The 20,439-nt window shown below is 37.8% G+C and carries 19 protein-coding genes; 7 read left to right on the forward strand and 12 right to left on the reverse strand.

Annotated elements, in window-relative coordinates:
• Positions 1-9: 9 nt before the first annotated feature.
• The 3 genes from AC59HC_RS18150 to AC59HC_RS18160 are packed head-to-tail and all read left to right on the forward strand — an operon-like array spanning position 10 to position 2,098.
• Positions 10-657: a GNAT family N-acetyltransferase gene (locus AC59HC_RS18150; protein ID WP_496559114.1), complete on the forward strand. Its 648-nt coding sequence runs from the start codon at positions 10-12 to the stop codon at positions 655-657.
• A 52-nt stretch (positions 658-709) separates the two neighbouring features.
• Positions 710-1,246 (forward strand): PH domain-containing protein, encoded by a 537-nt coding sequence (locus AC59HC_RS18155; protein WP_202840749.1) that lies wholly within the window; start codon positions 710-712, stop codon positions 1,244-1,246.
• Positions 1,247-1,306: 60 nt separating this feature from the next.
• Positions 1,307-2,098: a class I SAM-dependent methyltransferase gene (locus AC59HC_RS18160; protein WP_202840747.1), complete on the forward strand. Its 792-nt coding sequence runs from the start codon at positions 1,307-1,309 to the stop codon at positions 2,096-2,098.
• Between the two features lie 93 nt (positions 2,099-2,191).
• Here the strand turns inward: AC59HC_RS18160 and AC59HC_RS18165 are convergent, their stop codons facing one another.
• The 3 genes from AC59HC_RS18165 to AC59HC_RS18175 form a co-directional block, all read right to left on the reverse strand.
• Positions 2,192-2,428, reverse strand: a complete 237-nt coding sequence (locus AC59HC_RS18165; protein ID WP_110010931.1) for a YtxH domain-containing protein — start codon at positions 2,426-2,428, stop codon at positions 2,192-2,194.
• A 99-nt stretch (positions 2,429-2,527) separates the two neighbouring features.
• Positions 2,528-3,370: an isoaspartyl peptidase/L-asparaginase gene (locus AC59HC_RS18170; RefSeq protein WP_202840745.1), complete on the reverse strand. Its 843-nt coding sequence runs from the start codon at positions 3,368-3,370 to the stop codon at positions 2,528-2,530.
• A 277-nt stretch (positions 3,371-3,647) separates the two neighbouring features.
• Positions 3,648-4,535, reverse strand: coding sequence for a cyanophycinase (locus AC59HC_RS18175; protein ID WP_002979057.1), 888 nt, complete (start codon positions 4,533-4,535; stop codon positions 3,648-3,650).
• Positions 4,536-4,735: 200 nt separating this feature from the next.
• Between AC59HC_RS18175 and cphA the strand changes: the two genes are divergently transcribed.
• From cphA to AC59HC_RS18190, 3 genes are all read left to right on the forward strand, one after another.
• A complete protein-coding gene (gene cphA, locus AC59HC_RS18180) occupies positions 4,736-7,366 on the forward strand; it encodes a cyanophycin synthetase (protein WP_496559115.1) in 2,631 nt (876 codons plus the stop codon).
• Positions 7,367-7,539: 173 nt separating this feature from the next.
• The gene (locus AC59HC_RS18185; protein WP_181397966.1) at positions 7,540-7,689 is read left to right on the forward strand and encodes a bacteriocin-like protein; all 150 of its coding nucleotides are present in this window, start codon (positions 7,540-7,542) and stop codon (positions 7,687-7,689) included.
• Between the two features lie 273 nt (positions 7,690-7,962).
• Positions 7,963-8,382, forward strand: a complete 420-nt coding sequence (locus AC59HC_RS18190; protein WP_496559116.1) for an N-acetylmuramoyl-L-alanine amidase — start codon at positions 7,963-7,965, stop codon at positions 8,380-8,382.
• Positions 8,383-8,570: 188 nt separating this feature from the next.
• Here AC59HC_RS18190 and AC59HC_RS18195 read toward each other — a convergent pair whose 3' ends face one another.
• The 9 genes from AC59HC_RS18195 to AC59HC_RS18235 all read right to left on the reverse strand — a co-directional run bounded on the left by AC59HC_RS18195 (position 8,571) and on the right by AC59HC_RS18235 (position 18,291).
• Positions 8,571-9,029: a hypothetical protein gene (locus AC59HC_RS18195; protein WP_496559117.1), complete on the reverse strand. Its 459-nt coding sequence runs from the start codon at positions 9,027-9,029 to the stop codon at positions 8,571-8,573.
• A 23-nt stretch (positions 9,030-9,052) separates the two neighbouring features.
• The gene (locus AC59HC_RS18200; RefSeq protein WP_202840738.1) at positions 9,053-10,231 is read right to left on the reverse strand and encodes a hypothetical protein; all 1,179 of its coding nucleotides are present in this window, start codon (positions 10,229-10,231) and stop codon (positions 9,053-9,055) included.
• Positions 10,232-10,455: 224 nt separating this feature from the next.
• Positions 10,456-11,289, reverse strand: a complete 834-nt coding sequence (locus AC59HC_RS18205; protein WP_496559118.1) for a type 1 glutamine amidotransferase — start codon at positions 11,287-11,289, stop codon at positions 10,456-10,458.
• 32 nt (positions 11,290-11,321) lie between these two features.
• Positions 11,322-12,443, reverse strand: a complete 1,122-nt coding sequence (locus tag AC59HC_RS18210; RefSeq protein ID WP_202840733.1) for a carboxylate-amine ligase — start codon at positions 12,441-12,443, stop codon at positions 11,322-11,324.
• Between the two features lie 32 nt (positions 12,444-12,475).
• On the reverse strand, positions 12,476-13,429 hold the full coding sequence (locus AC59HC_RS18215) for an ATP-grasp domain-containing protein (RefSeq protein ID WP_496559119.1): 954 nt from the start codon (positions 13,427-13,429) through the stop codon (positions 12,476-12,478).
• A gap of 53 nt (positions 13,430-13,482) precedes the next feature.
• Positions 13,483-14,196, reverse strand: a complete 714-nt coding sequence (locus AC59HC_RS18220) for an alpha/beta hydrolase-fold protein (protein WP_120231385.1) — start codon at positions 14,194-14,196, stop codon at positions 13,483-13,485.
• 110 nt (positions 14,197-14,306) lie between these two features.
• Complete coding sequence (locus AC59HC_RS18225) at positions 14,307-15,521, reverse strand: ATP-grasp domain-containing protein (protein WP_496559120.1); 1,215 nt, start codon at positions 15,519-15,521, stop codon at positions 14,307-14,309.
• 141 nt (positions 15,522-15,662) lie between these two features.
• Complete coding sequence (locus AC59HC_RS18230; protein ID WP_202840729.1) at positions 15,663-17,078, reverse strand: M17 family metallopeptidase; 1,416 nt, start codon at positions 17,076-17,078, stop codon at positions 15,663-15,665.
• A gap of 91 nt (positions 17,079-17,169) precedes the next feature.
• Positions 17,170-18,291: an alpha/beta hydrolase gene (locus tag AC59HC_RS18235; protein ID WP_429817354.1), complete on the reverse strand. Its 1,122-nt coding sequence runs from the start codon at positions 18,289-18,291 to the stop codon at positions 17,170-17,172.
• A gap of 199 nt (positions 18,292-18,490) precedes the next feature.
• On the opposite strand from AC59HC_RS18235, the gene glgB reads away from it, so the two are divergent.
• Positions 18,491-20,437: a 1,4-alpha-glucan branching protein GlgB gene (glgB, locus tag AC59HC_RS18240; protein WP_496559121.1), complete on the forward strand. Its 1,947-nt coding sequence runs from the start codon at positions 18,491-18,493 to the stop codon at positions 20,435-20,437.
• Positions 20,438-20,439: the final 2 nt, after the last annotated feature.

Below are 20,439 nucleotides of genomic sequence, written 5' to 3' on the forward strand. Positions count from 1 at the left end.
TACCCAATCATGAAAGATAAAGTATCTGCAAAAATAGTAGAAAGCTGGCTTAAAGGCTGGTGCTTATCAAGAGAAGTACCTTTTGCCGTTCCCTATAAATCCGGATTTCATGTTGTTGTAGGAGATGAAAAACAAAAAGAACGTTTTGTGTTTCCTGAGCTTAATGATGATTTTTTTCAGCTTGCCAATTCAATTACCGAGCCCTGGATTTATCTGAAAGCATCTGTTCCCCCTGATCAAATTACAGATCAAATTCCTGAAAGATGGAAACTGCAGCCGCAGGGATATATGATGACCTGTTTTCATCCAATGGAATTTCCGGACACAAGTCTTGCAGAAGGATACCATCTGGAATTTTCTGAGTACAATACAACCTTTGTTATCACGATTGTGGCGGAGAATGGTGAGCAGGCTTCTATAGGACGTATCTCTCTTATAGATGATGTTGCTGTGTATGACAGGATTATTACTGAAAAAAGTCATCAAAGGAAAGGGCTTGCCCGTTTTTTATTGAAAGAACTGGAGAAGATCGCTTTATCCAAAGGTTTTTACAAGAATATTTTAGTGGCAACAGAAGAAGGAAAGCTGTTGTATGAAACCTTAGGCTGGAAGCTATACTGTTTGCATACTTCCATTGTAATACCATCAGAAGACTAATATTTTCATTTAATTACTTATAAAGAGTAATTTAGACCCAAAAATTAACGCTATGAGTGAAAAATCAAGACTTGACGAAATAAAAGAAGAACTTAAAAAACTGGATATCAGCCCTACCATATTTGCCCGGAAAGAAATTCGTGAATTACCGGATATCCTTTCACTGGACGAACGAATTGTCTATCTCGTAGAAGGCAGAAATAAACTGAACAACCATCATATCATCCTGGTAGCCACAGACAGAAGACTGATTTTTGTAGATAAGGAGTTCATGTACGGATTGAAAGTAGAAGACTTTTCTTACAGCAAAATAAGCTCAATACAATATGAAACAGAATTTTTATTAGCTTCCATAGATATTCAGGTGACTGATGACGTGGTAGAAATTGATGGAGTAGGAAAGTACCATGCTGAACTGTTTTGTGAAAAAGTAAGAGATTTCATGTCCCATCCGGAACAACATTTTCAGAGTAAATCCGAACCTAGTATTTTAGATCAGCTGGAACAATTGGGAAGATTAAAGGAATCCGGAGTTCTAAGTGAGGAGGAATTTCTGGATCAAAAGAAAAAATTAATGGAGAAATTGTAATCATTGTGTTGAATAATGAAATTACTTGATGGGTGGAACTCCCATTTTTAAACTAAAGCAATGGAAAATTATTTAGAAATTAATAAAAAATCATGGAATGCAAAAGTAGAACCTCATCTGAAATCGGATTTTTACTTTGTAGATGAGTTCTTAAAAGGCAGAACTTCGCTGAACTCCATAGAGCTGGAGCTTCTTGGAGATATAAAAGGAAAAAGTATTCTGCATTTGCAGTGCCATTTCGGACAGGATTCTATTTCCCTGTCAAGAATGGGAGCAAAGGTGACCGGCATTGACCTTTCTGACAAAGCGATTGATACCGCCAGAGAACTTGCACAAAAATGCGGTACAGACACAGAATTTATCTGTTCAGATGTATATGAGCTGCCCAATGTTCTGGATCATAAGTTTGACATCGTTTATACAAGTTACGGTACCATTGGCTGGCTTCCTGATCTTGAGAAATGGGCGGAAATTATCAATCATTTTCTGAAGCCGGGAGGGCAGTTTATTATGGCAGAGTTTCATCCTGTTGTCTGGATGTTTGATGACGACTTTACAAAAGTTGCTTATAATTACTTCAATGAAAAACCGATTGTTGAAACCTATGAAGGCACTTATGCAGATCAGTCTGCACCTATTGTACAGGAGTATGTCATGTGGAACCACTCCTTAGCAGAAGTGCTTGACAATTTAATGAAAAAAGGGTTGAAGCTGGAAACTTTTCAGGAATTTGACTGGTCACCTTATCCGTGCTTCAGACATGTAGATGAATTTGAAAAAGGAAAATGGAGAATTCCACAGTTCGGAAATAAAATACCGTTGGTGTTCGCTTTGATTGCAGAGAAAATATAAGATTTATTTTAATCCTAATAAAAAGTCATCGCAATTACTATTACGATGACTTTTTCCTATATATGAATGTTAAAAAAAACTGCTCTGTGTTGGTTAGCTAAGGGAGTCCTCAGCCTTTGTTTTTGCTTCGTCCACTTTATTCTGAACCTGGGAAGCAACATCATTGGCTTTGCTCTTAAGGTCATTTCCCCATTTGTTAAGATTATCTTTAGCTGTATTGATCTTATCTTTTACCGCTTGTTGATCTTCAGGGCTTGAATTCTTATATTTCCAGTAAGCTAATGCACCTAATCCTAGTAAAGCTAATAAGCCTTTTGTCTTGTTTCCCATGATTTCTATTTTTTTAAGTATTAATATTAAAATTTGTTGTTATCAATAATGTAAAATACGTGCCAAAAAAATAAATGGACTTATAAATAAATGTTAAATTTAGGAAAAGACTTCAAGTTTTTTACCATCAAAACTGGCGAAAACCATAGTAGGATACGAATCCTGATGATGTACATTTCCATCTTTATCAATGGCGATGGCGCCTGCAAACCCATCAATGGTTTTAAGCTCCTCAAATGTTTTATCGAAAGCCTGCTGAAGGCTCATTCCATCCGTAACTCTTGTTACAATTTTTGCAGCCGTAGCATTGCTGACAATATCTTCACCAACCCCGGTACAACTTACCGCACAGAAAGCATTGGCATAATTTCCGGCCACTGTGGCAGAATCTGAAATTCTTCCGGGAATCTCGAAACCTTTACCTCCGGTAGATGTGGCAACAGCCAGTTTTCCTTCATGATCAATTGCAACACAGCCTACAGTTCCTTTTCCTCCATTGGCTAGTTTAGCTTCATATTCTTTTCTTCTCTGGGGAATTTCTGTAGAAAAATTTTCAAAACCATTTTCCGTAGCATAAATTTTGGCACCATTTCCTCCTAATACTCTGTCATCTTCACCTATAAGATCTTTAGCAACAAAAATCGGGTTTTGTACATTCTCAATGTTAATTACGCCGCTTAGCTTCTGGGTATTTCCGTTCATAATGGCAGCACTCATACGAATAACACCATCACTCTGGATTTGAGAACCTGTTCCTGCATTGTATAACGGATCATCTTCCAGCAAGGAAACAGCATAAGCAACCGTATCAAAAGCCGAATGGGTCTTAAGATAATCGAATGCCTTTTGAGCAATTTGTTTTAATGACTCCTGTTTTGCTGTTTTTACTTCATGGCTTTGATCGCTTTCAGAGAAAAAACCGCCGTGGATAATTACTTTCATAAAATTATAGATGATGGTTGATAAATGATTTCTTTTACGAAGTTAATTAATAAAAGATAAAAGATAAAAGATAAAAGATAAAAGATAATGTTTTTAAGCGACTATTATACATCTGGATATCAACATCAATAGAGGTGGGCTATAATTCTGAGCGGAGACGAAGAAAGCCCGCCTTATAATAAATATTTTAAATCCAATGGCTTTAGCCAACTTAAAATGTGTATGCTAAATAAAAAAACGGAACCGAGGTTCCGTTTGTATAGCTGTATTTGTTGTTCTATTTATCCTGTGGAATAGGATTAAACTGCGAATTCTCAATCGTCAGCGTTTTTGTCGTAAGATCATAATGATCATTCATAGACATTACATGTACTGTTAAATTATCAATAGAAATCGGCTCTCCAAGGTTGATATTGGTAAGGTTGGTATCTTTGATAAACCTTCCGTCTACCAGAATAACAAGACCTGAACCTACAGCAGTCATTACATCATTATGAATGAAAAGTCCTGTATCTTCACCCAATCCGATTCCCAGCGTTCTAGGATTGTTCACTACCGCCTGGAAAAGGCGCCCGATTCTTCCCCGCTGTACAAAATGAGTGTCGATAATGACATTATCGATTAGCCCCAATCCCTGAGTGGTTTTGATTTCTCCTTTCAATAAAGCTTCAGAACTGCTTCCCTGATAGATCATATTTTCAGAAGCTGCTGCAGCACCTGCAGAAGTTCCGGAATAAATAAAATCCTGTTCCTGGTATTTTAATAAAACCGTATCATGAAATCTTGTTCCTCCAAGAATAGAGGTCAGTCTCAGCTGATCTCCTCCGGTGAACATCATTACATCGGCAGCGTTGGCTCTTGCGACCATTGCATCAGAATTGGCTTCCTCACGGTTGTGGATGTCCAGCACATTTACATTTTTAGCTCCAAGAAATTCGAATGCTTTTTTGTACTCGGAACCTACGATCTGAGGGATTTGAGAGGCAGTGGTAACAATTTCAATGACAGAATTTTCCTTTAGTTTTGATTCGTTGATGATCTTTCGCAGGATCCCACGCTCAAAAAAATTAAGATTCTTCTCTATATTCTGATCATAATCGGTTTCAGCAAAACTTCCTTTGTTTACAGCGCCTCCGATAACTATTAATTTTCCAACAGGTTTCATCATTGTGCAAAATTAAAAAATAATTCACATTCTTTGGCCAATTTCATGCCATCTTTAGTTGATTTTTAATGTTTTAGGAATGTTAATTAAAATTAATTTTTTTTAATGAATCTTTAAATGTGGTATAGTTTCGTTTAGGGTTTTACATTATCTTTGGCTATGAAAGGAGTTATTGTTAACTGTTAAAATGCCAATAGACTATGAAAATCGAAAAGATTCAGGCACTAAGAGGTCCTAACATCTGGAGCATCAGAAGAAAGAAGCTGATACAGATGAGGTTGGATTTAGAAGAAATGGAGAATTATCCTACCAACAAAATTGAGGGATTCCGGGAAAGGATTGAAAAATTAATCCCATCATTGATGACGCACCGATGCTCGGAAGGAGTGGAGGGAGGTTTTTTCCATAGAGTGGAAACAGGAACCTGGATGGGACATGTCATTGAGCATATCGCTTTGGAAATACAGACCCTGGCAGGAATGGATGTGGGGTTTGGAAGAACCCGTGAAACAAAAACTCCGGGAGTATATAATGTAGTATTCAATTATATCGAAGAAAATGCAGGGATCTTTGCTGCAGAAGAATCTGTAAAAATTGCAGAAGCACTGATTGAAGGCAAAGACTATGATTTGAATGCTTGTATCCATAGATTAAAAGAAATCAGGGAGCGCGTCCGTTTAGGACCTTCCACAGGAAGTATTGTAGAAGAAGCGGCATCCAGAAGAATTCCATGGATCAGACTGGGGACAAACTCACTGGTACAGCTTGGTTATGGCGTGAACCAGCAAAGATTTCAGGCTACCATTACCGGGAACACAAGTTCTATTGCTGTTGATATCGCCTGTAATAAAGAATTAACAAAGAGAATGCTTCATGATGCAGCTATTCCCGTACCGATTGGAGATTTGGTAACAGATGAAGAAGATTTAAATGCAGTCATCAGAAAAATTGGGTATCCCATTGTTTTAAAACCTTTGGATGGAAACCATGGAAAAGGCTCTTCCATTAATGTCAACGATTGGGATGCTGCTAAAATAGGCCTTGAACATGCTCAGAAATATTCAAGAAAAGTAATTGTTGAGAAATATATCACAGGCTACGACTTCCGTATACTGGTGATCAATAATAAAATGGTGGCTGCAGCCAGAAGAGTTCCAGCCCATGTTGTGGGAGACGGAGAACTGAATCTTCAGCAGCTTATTGAAAAAGAAAATAAAGACCCTAGAAGAGGCTATGGCCATGAAAATGTCCTTACCGAAATTGAAGTTGATAAAGACACTTTAGAATTACTTGATAAACTTCAATATACTTTGGAAACAATTCCTCAAAGAGGAGAAGTGGTTTATCTTAAATCAACGGCCAATCTTTCAACCGGAGGAACTTCCATTGATGTAACAGATATGGTGCATCCGGAAAATATCACAATGGCTGAAAGAATTTCTAAAATTATCGGATTGGATGTTTGCGGTATTGATGTGATGGCAGAGAACCTTACCCAGCCTTTAAAGGAAAGTGGCGGAGCAATTATTGAAGTTAATGCTGCACCAGGGTTCAGAATGCATCTTGCTCCAAGTGAAGGACTGCCAAGAAACGTTGCTGCGCCAGTGGTTGACATGCTCTATCCTCAGGGGAAACCATTTACCATTCCCATCATTGCAGTAACAGGAACCAATGGAAAAACAACAACGACAAGACTTATTTCCCATATTGTAAAAAGCAATGGGTACAGAGTAGGATTTACGACTTCGGATGGAATTTATATTCAAAATACCATGCTGTCAAAAGGAGATACAACTGGACCACTTTCCGCAGAGTTTATCTTAAAAGACCCTACCGTAGAATTTGCCGTTCTGGAGACAGCCAGAGGAGGAATTTTACGTTCCGGACTTGGTTTTTCTCAATGCGATATCGGGGTTCTGACCAATATTGAAGAAGATCATTTGGGAATGAATGATATTCACAGTCTGAAGGATCTTACCAAAGTAAAGCGTGTAGTACTGGATAGCGTGAAAAAGAGCGGCTGGAGTGTTTTGAATGCCGACAATGAATATTCCATGAAGATTGTGAGTGATCTCGATTCTAATGTGGCTATTTTCAGTATGGATGAAAACAATCCTCATATTGTAAAATTTGCTAAAGAAGGAAAGATAACCTGTGTATATGAAGAAGGTTTTGTAACCATCAAAAAAGGAGACTGGAAAATCAGAATAGGAAAAGCCAAAGACTTCCCGATAACGATGGAAGGGAAAGCCAGATTTATGATTGAAAACGTATTGGCAGCCAGTTTGGCGAGTTACCTTTACGGATTCGGGATTGAGGATATTTCCAATTCTTTGAGAACCTTTATTCCAAGTGCCCAGCTGACACCGGGAAGACTGAATGTTTTTAAATTCAAAAACTTTAAAGTTCTGATCGACTTTGCCCATAATCCTTCAGGATACGAAGCCATTGAAGATTATCTGAAAAACGTAGAATCTACAAAGAAAATCGGTATTATATCCGGTGTCGGAGACCGAAGAGACAATGATATCAGAGAATGTGGAAAAATTGCCGGAAGAATGTTTGATTATATTATCATCCGAAATGAGAAACATCTTCGTGGAAGAACCGAAGATGAAATCAACGGATTGATTATCGATGGTATTAATTCTGCAGGAAGAGATGTCAGTTATGAGATCATTCCTAAAGAAATTGAAGCCTTAAAACATGCGATAGGAATGGCAGAAGAAGGAACATTTATCACAGCTTTAAGTGATGTGATTTCCAATGCTATTGATCTGGTTCAGGAATATCAGGCCAAGGAGCTTTTGGAAGACGATAAAAACATATAAATACACCCTTATAAAACTTATTACAATTGCAATACGAAATGGAAAACGTATTGCAATTTTTTTATCTATTGTTATTTTTTTGCTTACAGGAATCAATAACGATTATTTTTTTATGTTAAATCTCTTATTGGAGAATAATTTTTATATTTGATTTCTAAACTTAAATCAAAACCATGAAAAATTTAAAGAAAATCTCTAAAGAGAAATTAAGAAGTATCAACGGAAAAGGAGGATGCCCTCCAGGCTTTCATGATTGTCCGGTGCCATGGAATGAAAAGGTATGTATTCCCCATGACAATCAGATGGCATGTCCGGATTTATAAAAATTATCCCTCACTATGAGGGATTTTTTGTTACTGTATTTCAGGCTTTTTGAGTTTTCTTTTCACAATTATACTTTTTAATATAAAAGATCAATTCATAGAATATAACACAAGAATAAAAAAACAAACCTCCGAAGAAATGTCGGAGGTTTGTTTTTTTATTTTATAAACGTTTAAAAAGGTATTGATCACAACAATGTAAATAGGGTGTTTTTCCTTCACTATTTTGGGAGTTACAAGTTTAATTTTGCTCAAAATAATAAAATGAAATCCATGAGAACAATCAATTACATCGTTATACATTGTACAGCCACACAACCAGATGTTACAATAGAGAGCATTAAAAGGTATTGGAAGGAAAACCTGAAATGGAAAAATCCAGGATATCACTATATGATAAAAGCTGATGGAAAAATAGTCAACACGTTGCCCATTGATCAGGTATCCAATGGCGTTGCAGGGTGGAATTCCCAAATAATCAATATATCATACATTGGCGGCATTGATAAAAGCAACCATCCAAAAGATACAAGAACGGAAGAGCAAAAAAAATCTATTGTAAAGCTGTTAAGAGAATTAAAATCAAAATTTCCTAAAGCTAGAATTCAGGGACATAGAGATTTTCCAAATGTTCATAAAGCCTGCCCTAGTTTTGATGCTAAGAAAGAGTATTCTGGGTTATTAATAAGTTGAAGAATTAAAAGTCAATCATTACGGTTTCCTGTAGACTATGCCAACAACATATCCGTATATTTACAATGTTTGTAAAAAACACAGCGTACATGTCAATTTTTTTATCCTCCTTTGCTGGGGGATTTTTTATGATGGGAGAGGTCTTCGGGAATAAAAAATAAAACCTCCGAAATTTCGGAGGTTTGTTTCTATAAGTTTTCCCAGGTTGTCTTTATACTCTGCATTTTTTTAAGATAAAAATACAAAGGAATAAGTTCTAATCTGAGGGTAAAGCTGATTGATGGGTACATAAACGGAATAATGGCCATCATAATAAGGCAAACAGCAATCCCGATAATGGCATCAACTATGGCAGCCTGTGGTGCCCATTTTTGTTCAAACCAAAGTCCGTAGGCTACAATGCCTTTGAACAGGAACAAAGAACAGATCAAAAGTCCTGTCATTGAATACGGATGATTGGCATTCATCCCGTATAATGATAAAGAGACATGAGTCATCAGAGAGCCTGCCAATAAAAAGATAGCAGCCAGTGCTCCTCCGATTAAAAAGATCCATAAGAAAATTTTAATCCAGACAGGTAATAAATCTCTTCTCCGTGTTAAAGTGTGGTTTTCAAATTCTGCAAAAGCGGTTGGCTTTTCTTCCATGTTGTATTAGTTTTATCAGTTTTTTATCCGAAAAAAGCATTCGAACTTCCGATCCAGATGGCATCTTTTTTATTGAAGTCTACATTCACCATGGCGGCTTTAGTCATTCTTCCCAGATTTTCCAATAGGATAGGGCGTTCGTCATTTTCCCGCCAAATATACAACAAACGGATCTCTGCTTTTGAAAAATCTCCGTTGATATCTTCAAAAATGGGTTCATAATAGACTTTTCTCTGCAAAATATAGTTTTCCTTATCCTGAATAGAGTCTGTAACTTCTTTTGTCGGATTCAGATTAACTCCACTTCCGGCGAACGAAAATAATGGTTTCAATACAAAATCATCCAGATTTTCATTTTCCGGAAATTCATGCAGAAAATAACTTTTCGGAACAAACTGATGTTGTAATAAAGGCAAAAGGAATTTTGAAATTTTAAAGAACCAGTTTGGGTGGGTAATCCATTTTACATCCACTTCCTCGCGGAAATCAAATTCTGTATGCAGATCCGGAATATTGTCCAGTTCATCAAATATAACCCGGTTGTAGATTCTCTTAATTTCGGTAAGCTTACCATTATTTTCATAATACAGTTTTCGACCCTGTTTTTTTACTTTTGTCAGGCATACTGTTTTGATGCCTAGCAGTTTCTCGGTCAGAGCAAAATCAATAGCCGTTTTTTGTTTTTCCGGAAAGATTTCAAGCAGAATTACATTTTCAGGATGTTCATCACTTACAATCAGTTCCTTCAAATAGTTTTTAAAGGTTTCATGGGGCATAGGATTTCTGATCTCCGAAAGAAAAGGGTAGACTTCACAATACGTTTCCTCATATACTTTCTGGAAAGCATACAAAGAAGGAAATGCCTGAAGTTCTATCAGCTGAGGTTCTATTGCTCCGTCTTCGCTTTTGCAGACTCCAAAATCTATGGTGAAAAAATGAGGCTGTTGGGTGTCATTGGGAACCCTGCAGTTTTCAGGAATGGCTTTTTGAAGGAGTTCTGCCGGCATTGCTTGAATCTGGCTGATGATACTTTCACTGGCGTCTATGAGTTTTTTCTCAAATTCTTTAGTCAGAAAAATAGGACTTTCTGAAACTCTGAAACCAGGTGCTGTTCCTCCTTTTTCAGTCAGTATATTTTTGAGTTGATGGTATTTTTCATCTGAAAACTCCTGATTGAACTGTTTTCTGTATTCTGGGATCATATTTTTTTTCTTTTGTGGTGTTAAAAAACCGGACGTTTATGCCCGATTTGATTTTACCACAAAAGGCACAAAAGTTTTAGAATATAAAAGTTTAATACACTTTTATAAAAATACCTATTTAATTGGGAAATCTTTGATTTTCAAGAAAGCTTATGTGTTCTTCTCAACAGCTTTTATGATTGTAATACCCAAATCCCTTTTGTGACTTTTGTGGTTTGTATTGATTAAGCCAAAGATTCAGCTTCTTTCAAAATGTTTTTTTTTGCAAACTGCAGGAATCTCGGAAGGATCTGATGTCTGGTCAGAACGATTTTATCTTCATCGTCTATTCTGTCTATCGTTTCAAGATATTTTTCCATCCCGAAATTTTCGATCATGGCTTCTCTGTTTTTTTCATCTTTCAGATTTTCGATCAGAGATTCAGGATTGGCTTCAGGGTGAAACTGTGTTCCGAATATCTCCTCCGAAAAACGAACGGCCATTACCGCTCTTTCCAGGTTGATATGAGGACGGAATTTTTCAATGGCCATGATGGTCATACCCAGTTCTTCAAAACGCTCATGATCCGGTTCAATAAACTGGTAGGCCCTCGAATCTACCGCATAAAAAGGATCCTGAAGATTTTTGAATAAGAATTCTTCTTTACCTTCCTCTGTTTTATGAACAGGCATTACCCCGAAGGAATAAGACCTTCTTTTGCAGATATTCCCCAGATTCCAGTGGATACTTGCCAGCTGGAATGAATGGCAGATCAGGAAAAGGTACTTTTTATCTTCATGGTATTGATTATGCTCGAAAACAGCATCTAGGAAATGGGCAAATCTGTCTTCCCAGGCCAGACCTTCACGATGTGGATTGCCAGGCCCGCCTGAAGAAATGAAAATATCAAAGTCACCTATTTCAGGCATTTCATCTTTATATCTTACATCAAACGTTTTGATCACCACATTTTCTTCAGAGTTCTGCTGAAAAGTTTCGGAAATTTCTTTAATATTTCTAAAACCTTGATTCACATGATTGTTGTTCATGTCCAGCAGAGCAATTCGAATATCTTTCATTACATCATATTTTTTGCAAAGTTACCAAAATATTATGAAGCAGGTTCACCATGGGTGATGCCATACTCCGTTTCAGAGATCATATAATCAACTACTTTCGTCAGATCACCCGTTTCCTTGAAGATCTGAAGCTGCCGGTCTGCACCGGTTCCGTTTTCAAGGATTTTCCAGGCATATTCCACTTCCTGGCGGCATCCCAGATCATCTACCACATCATCAATAAACTCTAAAAGTTCTTTCAACAAATGAGGATAAGGAACAGATTCTTCTTTTCCAAAATCTATGAGATGGGCTTCAATACCACTTTTCGAGGCACGCCATTTATTTTCGTTCAGCAGTAATCTTCTATAGCTTCTGAAGCTGAGATTTTGCTGGTGCAGTTTATATATTTTGGCAACAAGACTTTGCATTATGGCAGCAAGACAAACGGTTTCGTCAATTCTTAACGGCATGTCACAGATTCTGAATTCGATAGTTGGATAAAACGGATGTACCCGTAAATCCCACCAGATTTTCTTGGCATTGTCGATGGTTCCTGTTTTTACAAGAAGATCCACATAACTGTCGAATTCTGCCAGAGAGTTGAAATAACTTGGAATCCCGGTTCTTGGGAATTTCACGAAAATTTCCTGTCTGTACGATTTAAAACCTGTATATCTTCCAATCCAGAAAGGTGAATTGGTAGAAAGGGCGTATACGTGAGGAAGGAAATATCTCATCACATTCTGAATTCTTACGCCTTCTTCACGATTAGGAATTCCAATATGAACATGCAGTCCGAAAATAAGATTTTCACGGGCTACATCTCCCATATCATCAACAATTTTAATGTATCTTTCTCCCTGAGTGATATTGTTTTCAGACCAGTGAGAGAATGGGTGAGTGCCACCTCCGGAAACACGAAGTCCCTGTTCATGGGCGATATTGATAAGATGACGCCTTAAATTCGTTAATTCAGCTCTGGCTTCCTGAATATTCTGGCAGATTCCCGTTTCCATTTCAATCATGGATTCGTGCATTTCGTGCTTTAAGTTTTCACTTAAAACCGCTTTGCCGCCTTCAATGATTTTTGAAACGTGAGAAACCAGATCTCTGCTTTCCACATCGATGATCTGATATTCTTCTTCAATCCCAATAGTAAACTGATGATGCATTTATTTTGTGTTTTTTAATTTCTTTTTCAATGTTATTTAATGGAATCCTTCACGAATGTTCCCCAGGCAATGTTAGGTTTCCCCGGAACATATTCTTTAGCTTTTTCAATAGCCAGTTTGGTAGCATGTTCTATGATCCATGCAAAGTTTTCTTCTCCTACAGAATTGCGGTCTGCATCAGGAGCCGGGTTGCAGAAATCAATCGCATAAGGAATACCGTCTCTTACAGCAAATTCCACGGTGTTGAAATCATATCCCAACGCTTGATTCATTTTAATCGTGTAATCATGAATGGTTTTCAATAGCTTTTCAAGTTCTTCACCTTGGGTCTGATGAGTGGTGGCATATCTTAAATGAGGCGCATTTCTCGGCTCATAAGGCATAATGTGGACATATTTTTGGCCCAGACAGTACACTCTGTAATAATCGTCAAAGATAATTTCTTCCTGTACCATCATCACCAGCTGCTCGGTTTCTCCCAGTTTGTTCCAAAGATCATCCGGGTTTTCCACTCTGTATACATTTTTCCAGCCGCCGCCATCATGAGGCTTCATATAGGCAGGAAACCCTACATAATTGAAGATATATTCCCAGTCATGAGGAAATTTCAGGTTTCTGAATGAAGTTTCTGAAGTATTGTCCGGTCTTTCGTGTGATGGAAGCAAAACCGTTTTAGGAAGTGGAATTCCCAGTTTTGACATCAGGGCATTGTTGAAAAACTTCTCATCAGCACTCCACCAGAATGGATTGTTGATGACATAAGTGCCGTTAAGGGCAGCATTTTTTAAATAAGCTCTGTAAAAGGGAACGTCCTGTGAAATTCTGTCGATGATCACTGCATAACCATAATCTGCACCCTGTTCCAGTTTATCAATAGTAACGGGTTCAGCGATGATATCGCCACCTCCCATTTCATTTACTTTTTCTATAAATGCCCAGGGAAACGTGTCTTCCATACCGAAAAGAATTCCTACTTTTTTTGTCATAATTTTTGTTTTTAAGGTGGGTATATTTTTTCTATTTGTCTTTTTTATTGTTTTTAAGAGAAAAATGCTCCTATGAAGGTAGGGAAGACCATTCTCCATAGCGGCCAGTCGTGGCCTATCCATTTTCTTTCATCGTACCAGAAATCTATGCCTTTTATCCTGAGGATTTCAGCCATTTCAACATTTTTATCCCTGCAGATATCCTGATCGGAAGTGCTCAGTACAATATGCATGTGTTTATATTTCCAGGCTTCATCATTTCTTACAAACTCTCTCGGACAGTTGAAGTATACCAGATCATCAGAGTAGCCATCCATAAAATTCCTTATACTGAAGGCGCCGGAAAGACAAAACAGATGAGAAACCAAATCCGGAAATCTGAAAGCAAAATTAGCGGCATGATAGCCCCCGAAACTTGCTCCTGCAACGGCAACGCGGTGGGTTTTGTGAAGTTTTTGGATATAAGGAACGAATTCCTGGACCAGAAACTGTACATACCGTTCATAATTTCTTATTCTTTGCTGAGGCGAGATTTTTTCATCATAAAAACTCCAGCTGTCGATGGTCTGTACATTGTAAAGCTTTACCTTTCCCTGTTCTATAAACCAGTTGATACTTCCGTTAAGATGAAAATCATGATTCTGGGTATATTGTCCCTGGGAAGTTGGGAACATAATGATAGGATGGCCGTAATGCCCGGTCACTTCTACTTTGAGACTTGTTCCCAATATATTTGAATAATACTCTGTATGTTCTATGTGAGGCATTTTCCTTGTTTGGTTTTATCTTTCTAAATTACATTTTAGCAGAGAATCTTGGAGCAGATTGTATATTATGAATTCGATAACATTTTGAATATCAATGTCAAGTTTCATTGTTAAGAACTCAATTTATTACCTTTCGGAGGCAGAATGTTCAGCATATCCGCATGAATCATTTCAGCAGCAGAATCCAGCCTGTCCTGTACAACAGAGGCGTCTCCGGATTTATATACAATTCCGACATGATAGTCTATCGGAAGAAATTTGACAACCTCTTCACATTCAAAGCTGCTGTAATCCGGTTCTTTATCTTTAATCAGAGCTACAATCAGGCCTGAATAATAGCCTGTAGGCAGAGAAACGCTGTAATCATGACCTCTCAGAAGAGCATCTTCAATTTTAGCCCATTCTCTCCAGATATTGATGCCGCTTGATGCTTCAACCAGATCCGGAATATGAGCGCCGCCAACCCTGGATGAGGTTTCAAGGAAGTACCATTTTCCGTCTTCTTTTCCACGGATAAATTCTGTATGGGTGGCTCCGTTGACAAGTCCGAAGTTGGAAAGAACTCTGGCATTTATATCTTCCAGTGCCTTAAACTCTTCGGAATACCTTCCTAATGTTTTGGATCTGAAAACCCCACCTTCGTGAGAAACCTGCATGGGAGGAGCAAGATATTTTGAGGCAGAAGTGAATATTGTTTTTTTGTTAAAAGTAAGACTGTCCACATGGTAAACATCTCCAGGTTTAAAACTTTCCAGTAAAAAAAGATGACGTTCTTCTCCCAGTATTTCCAGGGCTTCAAGAAGCTGTTCTTTGGAGGTTATTTTCTTAATGCCCGATGCGGATGCTTCAGACCTTGGTTTCAATACCCATGGAGCAGGAACGCGGTCTGTAAATTCATCCACTTCGTTATCATTGAACACAGCGGTGAATTCAGGAACGCTGATCCCGGAATCCTTTGCTTTTTGCCTCATGGCAAGTTTATCTCTGAAATACCGGTGGGTTGTCTGTCCCATACCGGGAATACGGAATGTTTCTCTGATTAACGCTGCTTTTTCAACATCATAATCATCCAAAGCCACCACAGCATCTACTTTTCTGGTCTTCATCAGGTGGGAAAATCCCTGAATTAAATGTTCCAGATTCCATACGGAAGGCTTGAGCTCGGGCATATAGAATGTTTCATCAATCGCGTGCCAGGGCCAGTTTTTTTCTTTGAGGTTTTCGGAGGTTACAAGGATGATTTTATTGCTGAGCTTCTTCATTTCGTCCATAAAATCGTAGCCTTTGTAATAGCACGAAATACACACAATAGTTTTCTTCTCCATATAATGTTTTTTAAGATTTAGTGAATTTTCAAAAATAAAAGCATTTATATATTATTTTATTAATATCAAAAAATAAAATATTGTGCGTTTTTGAAAATCCACTAATCAATTATACAGAGTTTTTTTGTAAAAAACTAATTTTTAGTGATAATTTTCAATTAAATTCACCAGGAGCTGAACACCAAAACCTGTTGCTGCTTTTTCTTTTGCATAGCCCACACTTCCAAAGGCTACTCCTGCAATGTCTAAGTGCGCCCATTTAGGATGGTTCTCAATGAATTGCTCTAAAAATTTTGCAGCAATAATACAGTCTCCCACAGGCTTTAGAGAGATGTTTTTCATATCGGCCACATCAGACTGGATATCATCTTTCCAAACATCCCATAAAGGAAGATTCCAAACCCTCTGATTGGTCTGGTCACCGGTTTTGATTAAGTTGTTTTTCAGTTCCTCGTTATTGGAGAACATAGCAGCACAGGTATCTCCGAACATTCTCACTGAGCTTCCCGTTAAGGTAGCCAGGTCAATAAGGAAATCAGTTTTGTAGTTTTTAGAAAGATAAGACAAACCATCTGCAAGAATTAATCTGCCTTCTGCATCAGTATCAAGTACTTCAATTGTTTTTCCGTTGTAGGCTGTAATCACATCACTTGGAAGCAGGGCCTTTTCAGAGACCGCATTATCAGTAATAGGGAGAACAGCGACGATGTTTACAGGAAGCTGCATTTCTGCGGCATAGATTAACGTTCCCAAAACAGCCGTTGCTCCGCCCATATCGGACTTCATATAATGCAGATTGGCAGAGCTTTTTATTGATATTCCTCCTGTGTCAAAGAGAATACATTTTCCTACCAGACCGAAAGTCTTGGCGTTTTTTGCTGTCGTTTTATATTCTAAAATAGTGAAAGCGGCATCGTAAGCACTTCCTTGATTCACAGAAAGATAAGCGCCTAATCCAAGTTCTTCACATTTCTTTCTGTTAAAAGCAGTGTATTTTAAGTCATATTTTTTAGCCAGATTTTTAAGGTATGCGCTTAAGATATCCGGTTTTTTAAGATTGGCTGGTTTGTTAAGCCAGTCCTGGCAGGCAGTTTGCCCGTTAACCAATGCTTCTGCTTTCTGGCTGATATGATCTAATTTTTTCTGGCTTAAATTTTCAAAGTGCAATTCAAATTTCGTATTCCAGAAAGCGTGTTTTTTATCAAAAGGGTAGTTGTAAGTTCCTGTTAAAAGTCCTTTTACAAACTCCTCGAACTGCTTTTCATTCAGGAAGTCAGCAAGGGCTAATGTAGGTACGGCCAGCAGTTTTTCTTTCTGTGTCTGTGAAAATTTAGCCGCCACCTGCTGGATCTCGAAATTTTGTAAGGCGGATTTTCCTAATCCAATGAAATACGTAATTCCTTCTTCATGAGCATTGACAAAAACTTCATATTTCTTTCCGGTGAAAAAATTGGAAATGTTTTTGTTGAAATTTTTACTGGTTTTCGTCCATTCTTCCTCCGTAAACAGTTGGAAAACCTGAGTGTAATTTTTGTTTTTTTTATTGATTAGTTTCATAAATAGATGTTATAATTTCTAAATTCATAAAGAGTGCCGCCTTCATTTTGTCCCTGTCCGGCTTACATTTTCTGCAGCAGTTTTTATGCATTTAGTTTCTGATGCTTTTTTGTTGTGGTTTTACTTCTACAGGATTTTCTGTGTTGTCATAGAACAGCCATTCTATAGCCCTTGGGAACTCCTGAGACCAGTAAAACTCATTGTGGGTGCCTTCAGGATTGATATTGGTTTTGAATTCAAAATCAAAAAGCTTTTTCTCTTCCCATCTTTTCAGATATTCTTCAAAAATATGAATTCTTTTGACCATTTTAGAACCTTCCTGGCCGCCGCCGTAGAGATAGATCTTCGTTTTAAATGGAACCCGGAAATTCATCATCGGAAAGTTGTTATTGGGTTCTACCCATAGAGAAGGCGAGAATATCAGTAGTTTGGAGTACACTTCAGGATAAAGAAATCCGCTGTATATACTGATCAATGCTCCCAATGAACTGCCTCCGATTCCGGTATTGTCTCGGTCTTTTTTAGTTCTGTAATTTTCGTCCACAAAAGGCTTTAAAGTATCGGCAATAAAGCGGATGTACTTTTTTCCTTCAGAACCGTTGGCTACATGATCATTATCAAAAATATATTCTTTGATTCTTTCCTCACTGCCATGTTCTATCGCAATGATGATAAGATCGCCGCGCCCGTATTCAGCAAGGATGGATAATTTTTTGTCGATTTCCCAATTCCCGAAACCGCTTCCTTCATTGAAAAGATTTTGTGCGTCCTGAAGGTATAAAACTGGATATTGTTTATCCGTTGTATGATAATCATAAGGAAGCAGTGCCCAAACCTTGCGGTAACGGTCAAGCTGCGGGATATAAAAATTTTCAGAAATAACTTCTGCTATAGGATAATATTCTTCTTTAAACGGTCCCCAGTTCAATCTCCATTTTTCTACAGAGTCGGACGTTTTACCGGCAGATTTTTTCGCTTTCCGGTTGGGAGTGATATTTCCATATTGATCCAGCTCTACGTTTTCCCAGCCTCCTTTTGTGAACTTGTATTCAATATCATCAGGAAGAAGCTGATCTTCGATTTCTATAAAATAACCGGAAGGATCAATTTGTTTAAGCTGGAAATTATAATCTTTGGGATTCCAGCTATTGAAATTTCCGGTAATAAATACCGGCCTGTCATCTATTTCTGCTGTATAAAGTTCAAACCTCATCATAGGTGTTTAATAATATTGATGTTAAATTTATAAAAAAAGATTGTTTTGAAATCATAAAAAATGTGAGTTAAAAAATGATATATTTGATAAATAGACAAAACATGAAATGATGTTGATAATTATTTGATGAATAATTCATCGCTATTGTCAGTATTTTTCGTAGTTTCAGGGAAAATATAAATATAAACTGATCTTGATGAATTCTGTTAAGACCTACACGCTTTTCACCGATCATGATGTGTATCTTTTTAAAGAAGGTAGGCACTATAAGCTGTATGGTAAATTTGGAGCACATTCTGCAGAAAAAGAGGGCGTAAAAGGCGTATATTTTTCCGTTTGGGCTCCTAACGCAAAGAAAGTTTCCGTGATCGGAAATTTTAACAACTGGAATCATAAAGATCATATTTTGTTTCCACGATGGGATGAATCCGGGATTTGGGAAGGATTTATAGAAGGATTAATCTGGGGAACATTATATAAATATGCTATTGAAACGCAAGGAGGCGAAATTCTTGAAAAAAGTGATCCTTATGCATTGAGCTGGGAACAGAATATTCAGGCAGCTTCTCTGGTTTCTACAACCTGGTACGAATGGAATGATCAGGAGTGGATGAATAACCGCTGGAAAAAAAACAGACTGGAAGCTCCGCTATCGGTATATGAATTACATCTGGGTTCCTGGGTAAGGGAAGAAGATCAGCCTCAACGTTTTTTAAACTATAGGGATATTGCGAAAAAGCTGGTTCCTTATATCAAAGAAATGGGGTTTACCCATGTGGAATTCATGCCCGTGATGGAATATCCTTACGAGCCGAGCTGGGGATACCAGATTACCGGTTTTTATGCAGCAACTTCACGCTTTGGTTCACCACAGGATCTGATGTTTCTTATTGATGAACTTCATAATAATGACATAGGCGTTATTCTGGATTGGGTTCCGTCCCATTTTCCGGGAGATGCCAATGGGCTTCACCGATTCGACGGTTCTTATCTGTATGAACATGAAGATCCGAGAAAAGGGTTTCATCCGGATTGGAAATCACATATTTTCAATTACGGAAGAAATGAAGTGAAATCCTTCCTGATTTCAAATGCCATGTTCTGGCTGGATCGTTATCATGCAGACGGATTGCGTGTGGATGCCGTGACTTCAATGCTTCATCTGGATTATTCAAGAAATGAAGGCGAATGGGAACCTAATATATATGGAACCAATGTGAACCTGGAAGCGAAAGCCTTTCTCCAGGAATTTAATACAGCTGTCTACAAAGAATTTGGGAATAATATCATCACCATTGCGGAAGAAAGTTCAGATTTTCCCATGCTTACAAAACCTGTTCATGACGGCGGTGTAGGATTCGGAATGAAATGGATGATGGGATGGATGCATGATACGCTGGATTATTTCAAGGAAGATTTTATTAACCGTAAATTTCATCATCATAAACTGACCTTCGCTTCCATGTATATGTATAATGAAAATTATATGATGCCTTTGTCACACGATGAAGTCGTACACGGAAAAGCAAGTCTTATTTATAAAATGAAAGGGGATGAATGGCAGAAATTTGCCAATCTCCGTACCCTATATGTATATATGTATACCCATCCCGGAGCTAAGCTGCTTTTTATGGGCGATGAATTCGGGCAGACCAATGAATGGAATTTTACAAGAAGCCTCGACTGGCATTTGCTGAAATATCCTGTTCATAAAGGAATGCAGGAAATAGTGAAGGAACTGAACCACTTGTACCGATCAGAAACTGCCTTTTATGAAAATCAGTTTGATAGAAATGGTTTTGAATGGGTGGAAGCAGATGATCTGGAAAACTCGGTGTATGTCTACCTCAGAAAAGGAAAAAAGAAAGATGATGTACTGATGGTGGCTTTAAACCTGGCACCCAACGTATTGGATTATAAAATTGGGATTCCTGCCGGCACCCACTGGGAAGTTGTTTTGAATTCAGATGATGAAAAGTACAGTGGAAGTGGAGTGGAGCCTGAAATCCTGGAAGAGAAGTATGAAGAATGGAGAGGATACACCAAAACAATGACCGTGAAGCTGCCGCCGTTGGCTGGAATAGTTTTACGTCAGAAGAAAGATAAAAAATATAAATTACACAGAATTAAACATAAGAGATAAAG

The organism is Chryseobacterium sp. DZ-32, from assembly GCF_059587025.1.

What these genes read in the sequence shown, in the direction of transcription:
- AC59HC_RS18230 (WP_202840729.1), bottom strand. Translation starts at nt 17,078, where the DNA reads ATGAAACTAATCAATAAAAAAAACAAAAATTACACTCAGGTTTTCCAA.
- AC59HC_RS18215 (WP_496559119.1), bottom strand. Translation starts at nt 13,429, where the DNA reads ATGACAAAAAAAGTAGGAATTCTTTTCGGTATGGAAGACACGTTTCCC.
- AC59HC_RS18225 (WP_496559120.1), bottom strand. Translation starts at nt 15,521, where the DNA reads ATGGAGAAGAAAACTATTGTGTGTATTTCGTGCTATTACAAAGGCTAC.
- AC59HC_RS18170 (WP_202840745.1), bottom strand. Translation starts at nt 3,370, where the DNA reads ATGAAAGTAATTATCCACGGCGGTTTTTTCTCTGAAAGCGATCAAAGC.
- AC59HC_RS18200 (WP_202840738.1), bottom strand. Translation starts at nt 10,231, where the DNA reads ATGATCCCAGAATACAGAAAACAGTTCAATCAGGAGTTTTCAGATGAA.
- AC59HC_RS18185 (WP_181397966.1), top strand. Translation starts at nt 7,540, where the DNA reads ATGAAAAATTTAAAGAAAATCTCTAAAGAGAAATTAAGAAGTATCAAC.
- AC59HC_RS18175 (WP_002979057.1), bottom strand. Translation starts at nt 4,535, where the DNA reads ATGAAACCTGTTGGAAAATTAATAGTTATCGGAGGCGCTGTAAACAAA.
- glgB (WP_496559121.1), top strand. Translation starts at nt 18,491, where the DNA reads ATGAATTCTGTTAAGACCTACACGCTTTTCACCGATCATGATGTGTAT.
- AC59HC_RS18210 (WP_202840733.1), bottom strand. Translation starts at nt 12,443, where the DNA reads ATGCATCATCAGTTTACTATTGGGATTGAAGAAGAATATCAGATCATC.
- AC59HC_RS18165 (WP_110010931.1), bottom strand. Translation starts at nt 2,428, where the DNA reads ATGGGAAACAAGACAAAAGGCTTATTAGCTTTACTAGGATTAGGTGCA.
- AC59HC_RS18220 (WP_120231385.1), bottom strand. Translation starts at nt 14,196, where the DNA reads ATGCCTCACATAGAACATACAGAGTATTATTCAAATATATTGGGAACA.
- cphA (WP_496559115.1), top strand. Translation starts at nt 4,736, where the DNA reads ATGAAAATCGAAAAGATTCAGGCACTAAGAGGTCCTAACATCTGGAGC.
- AC59HC_RS18190 (WP_496559116.1), top strand. Translation starts at nt 7,963, where the DNA reads ATGAGAACAATCAATTACATCGTTATACATTGTACAGCCACACAACCA.
- AC59HC_RS18155 (WP_202840749.1), top strand. Translation starts at nt 710, where the DNA reads ATGAGTGAAAAATCAAGACTTGACGAAATAAAAGAAGAACTTAAAAAA.
- AC59HC_RS18195 (WP_496559117.1), bottom strand. Translation starts at nt 9,029, where the DNA reads ATGGAAGAAAAGCCAACCGCTTTTGCAGAATTTGAAAACCACACTTTA.
- AC59HC_RS18160 (WP_202840747.1), top strand. Translation starts at nt 1,307, where the DNA reads ATGGAAAATTATTTAGAAATTAATAAAAAATCATGGAATGCAAAAGTA.
- AC59HC_RS18235 (WP_429817354.1), bottom strand. Translation starts at nt 18,291, where the DNA reads ATGAGGTTTGAACTTTATACAGCAGAAATAGATGACAGGCCGGTATTT.
- AC59HC_RS18205 (WP_496559118.1), bottom strand. Translation starts at nt 11,289, where the DNA reads ATGAAAGATATTCGAATTGCTCTGCTGGACATGAACAACAATCATGTG.
- AC59HC_RS18150 (WP_496559114.1), top strand. Translation starts at nt 10, where the DNA reads ATGAAAGATAAAGTATCTGCAAAAATAGTAGAAAGCTGGCTTAAAGGC.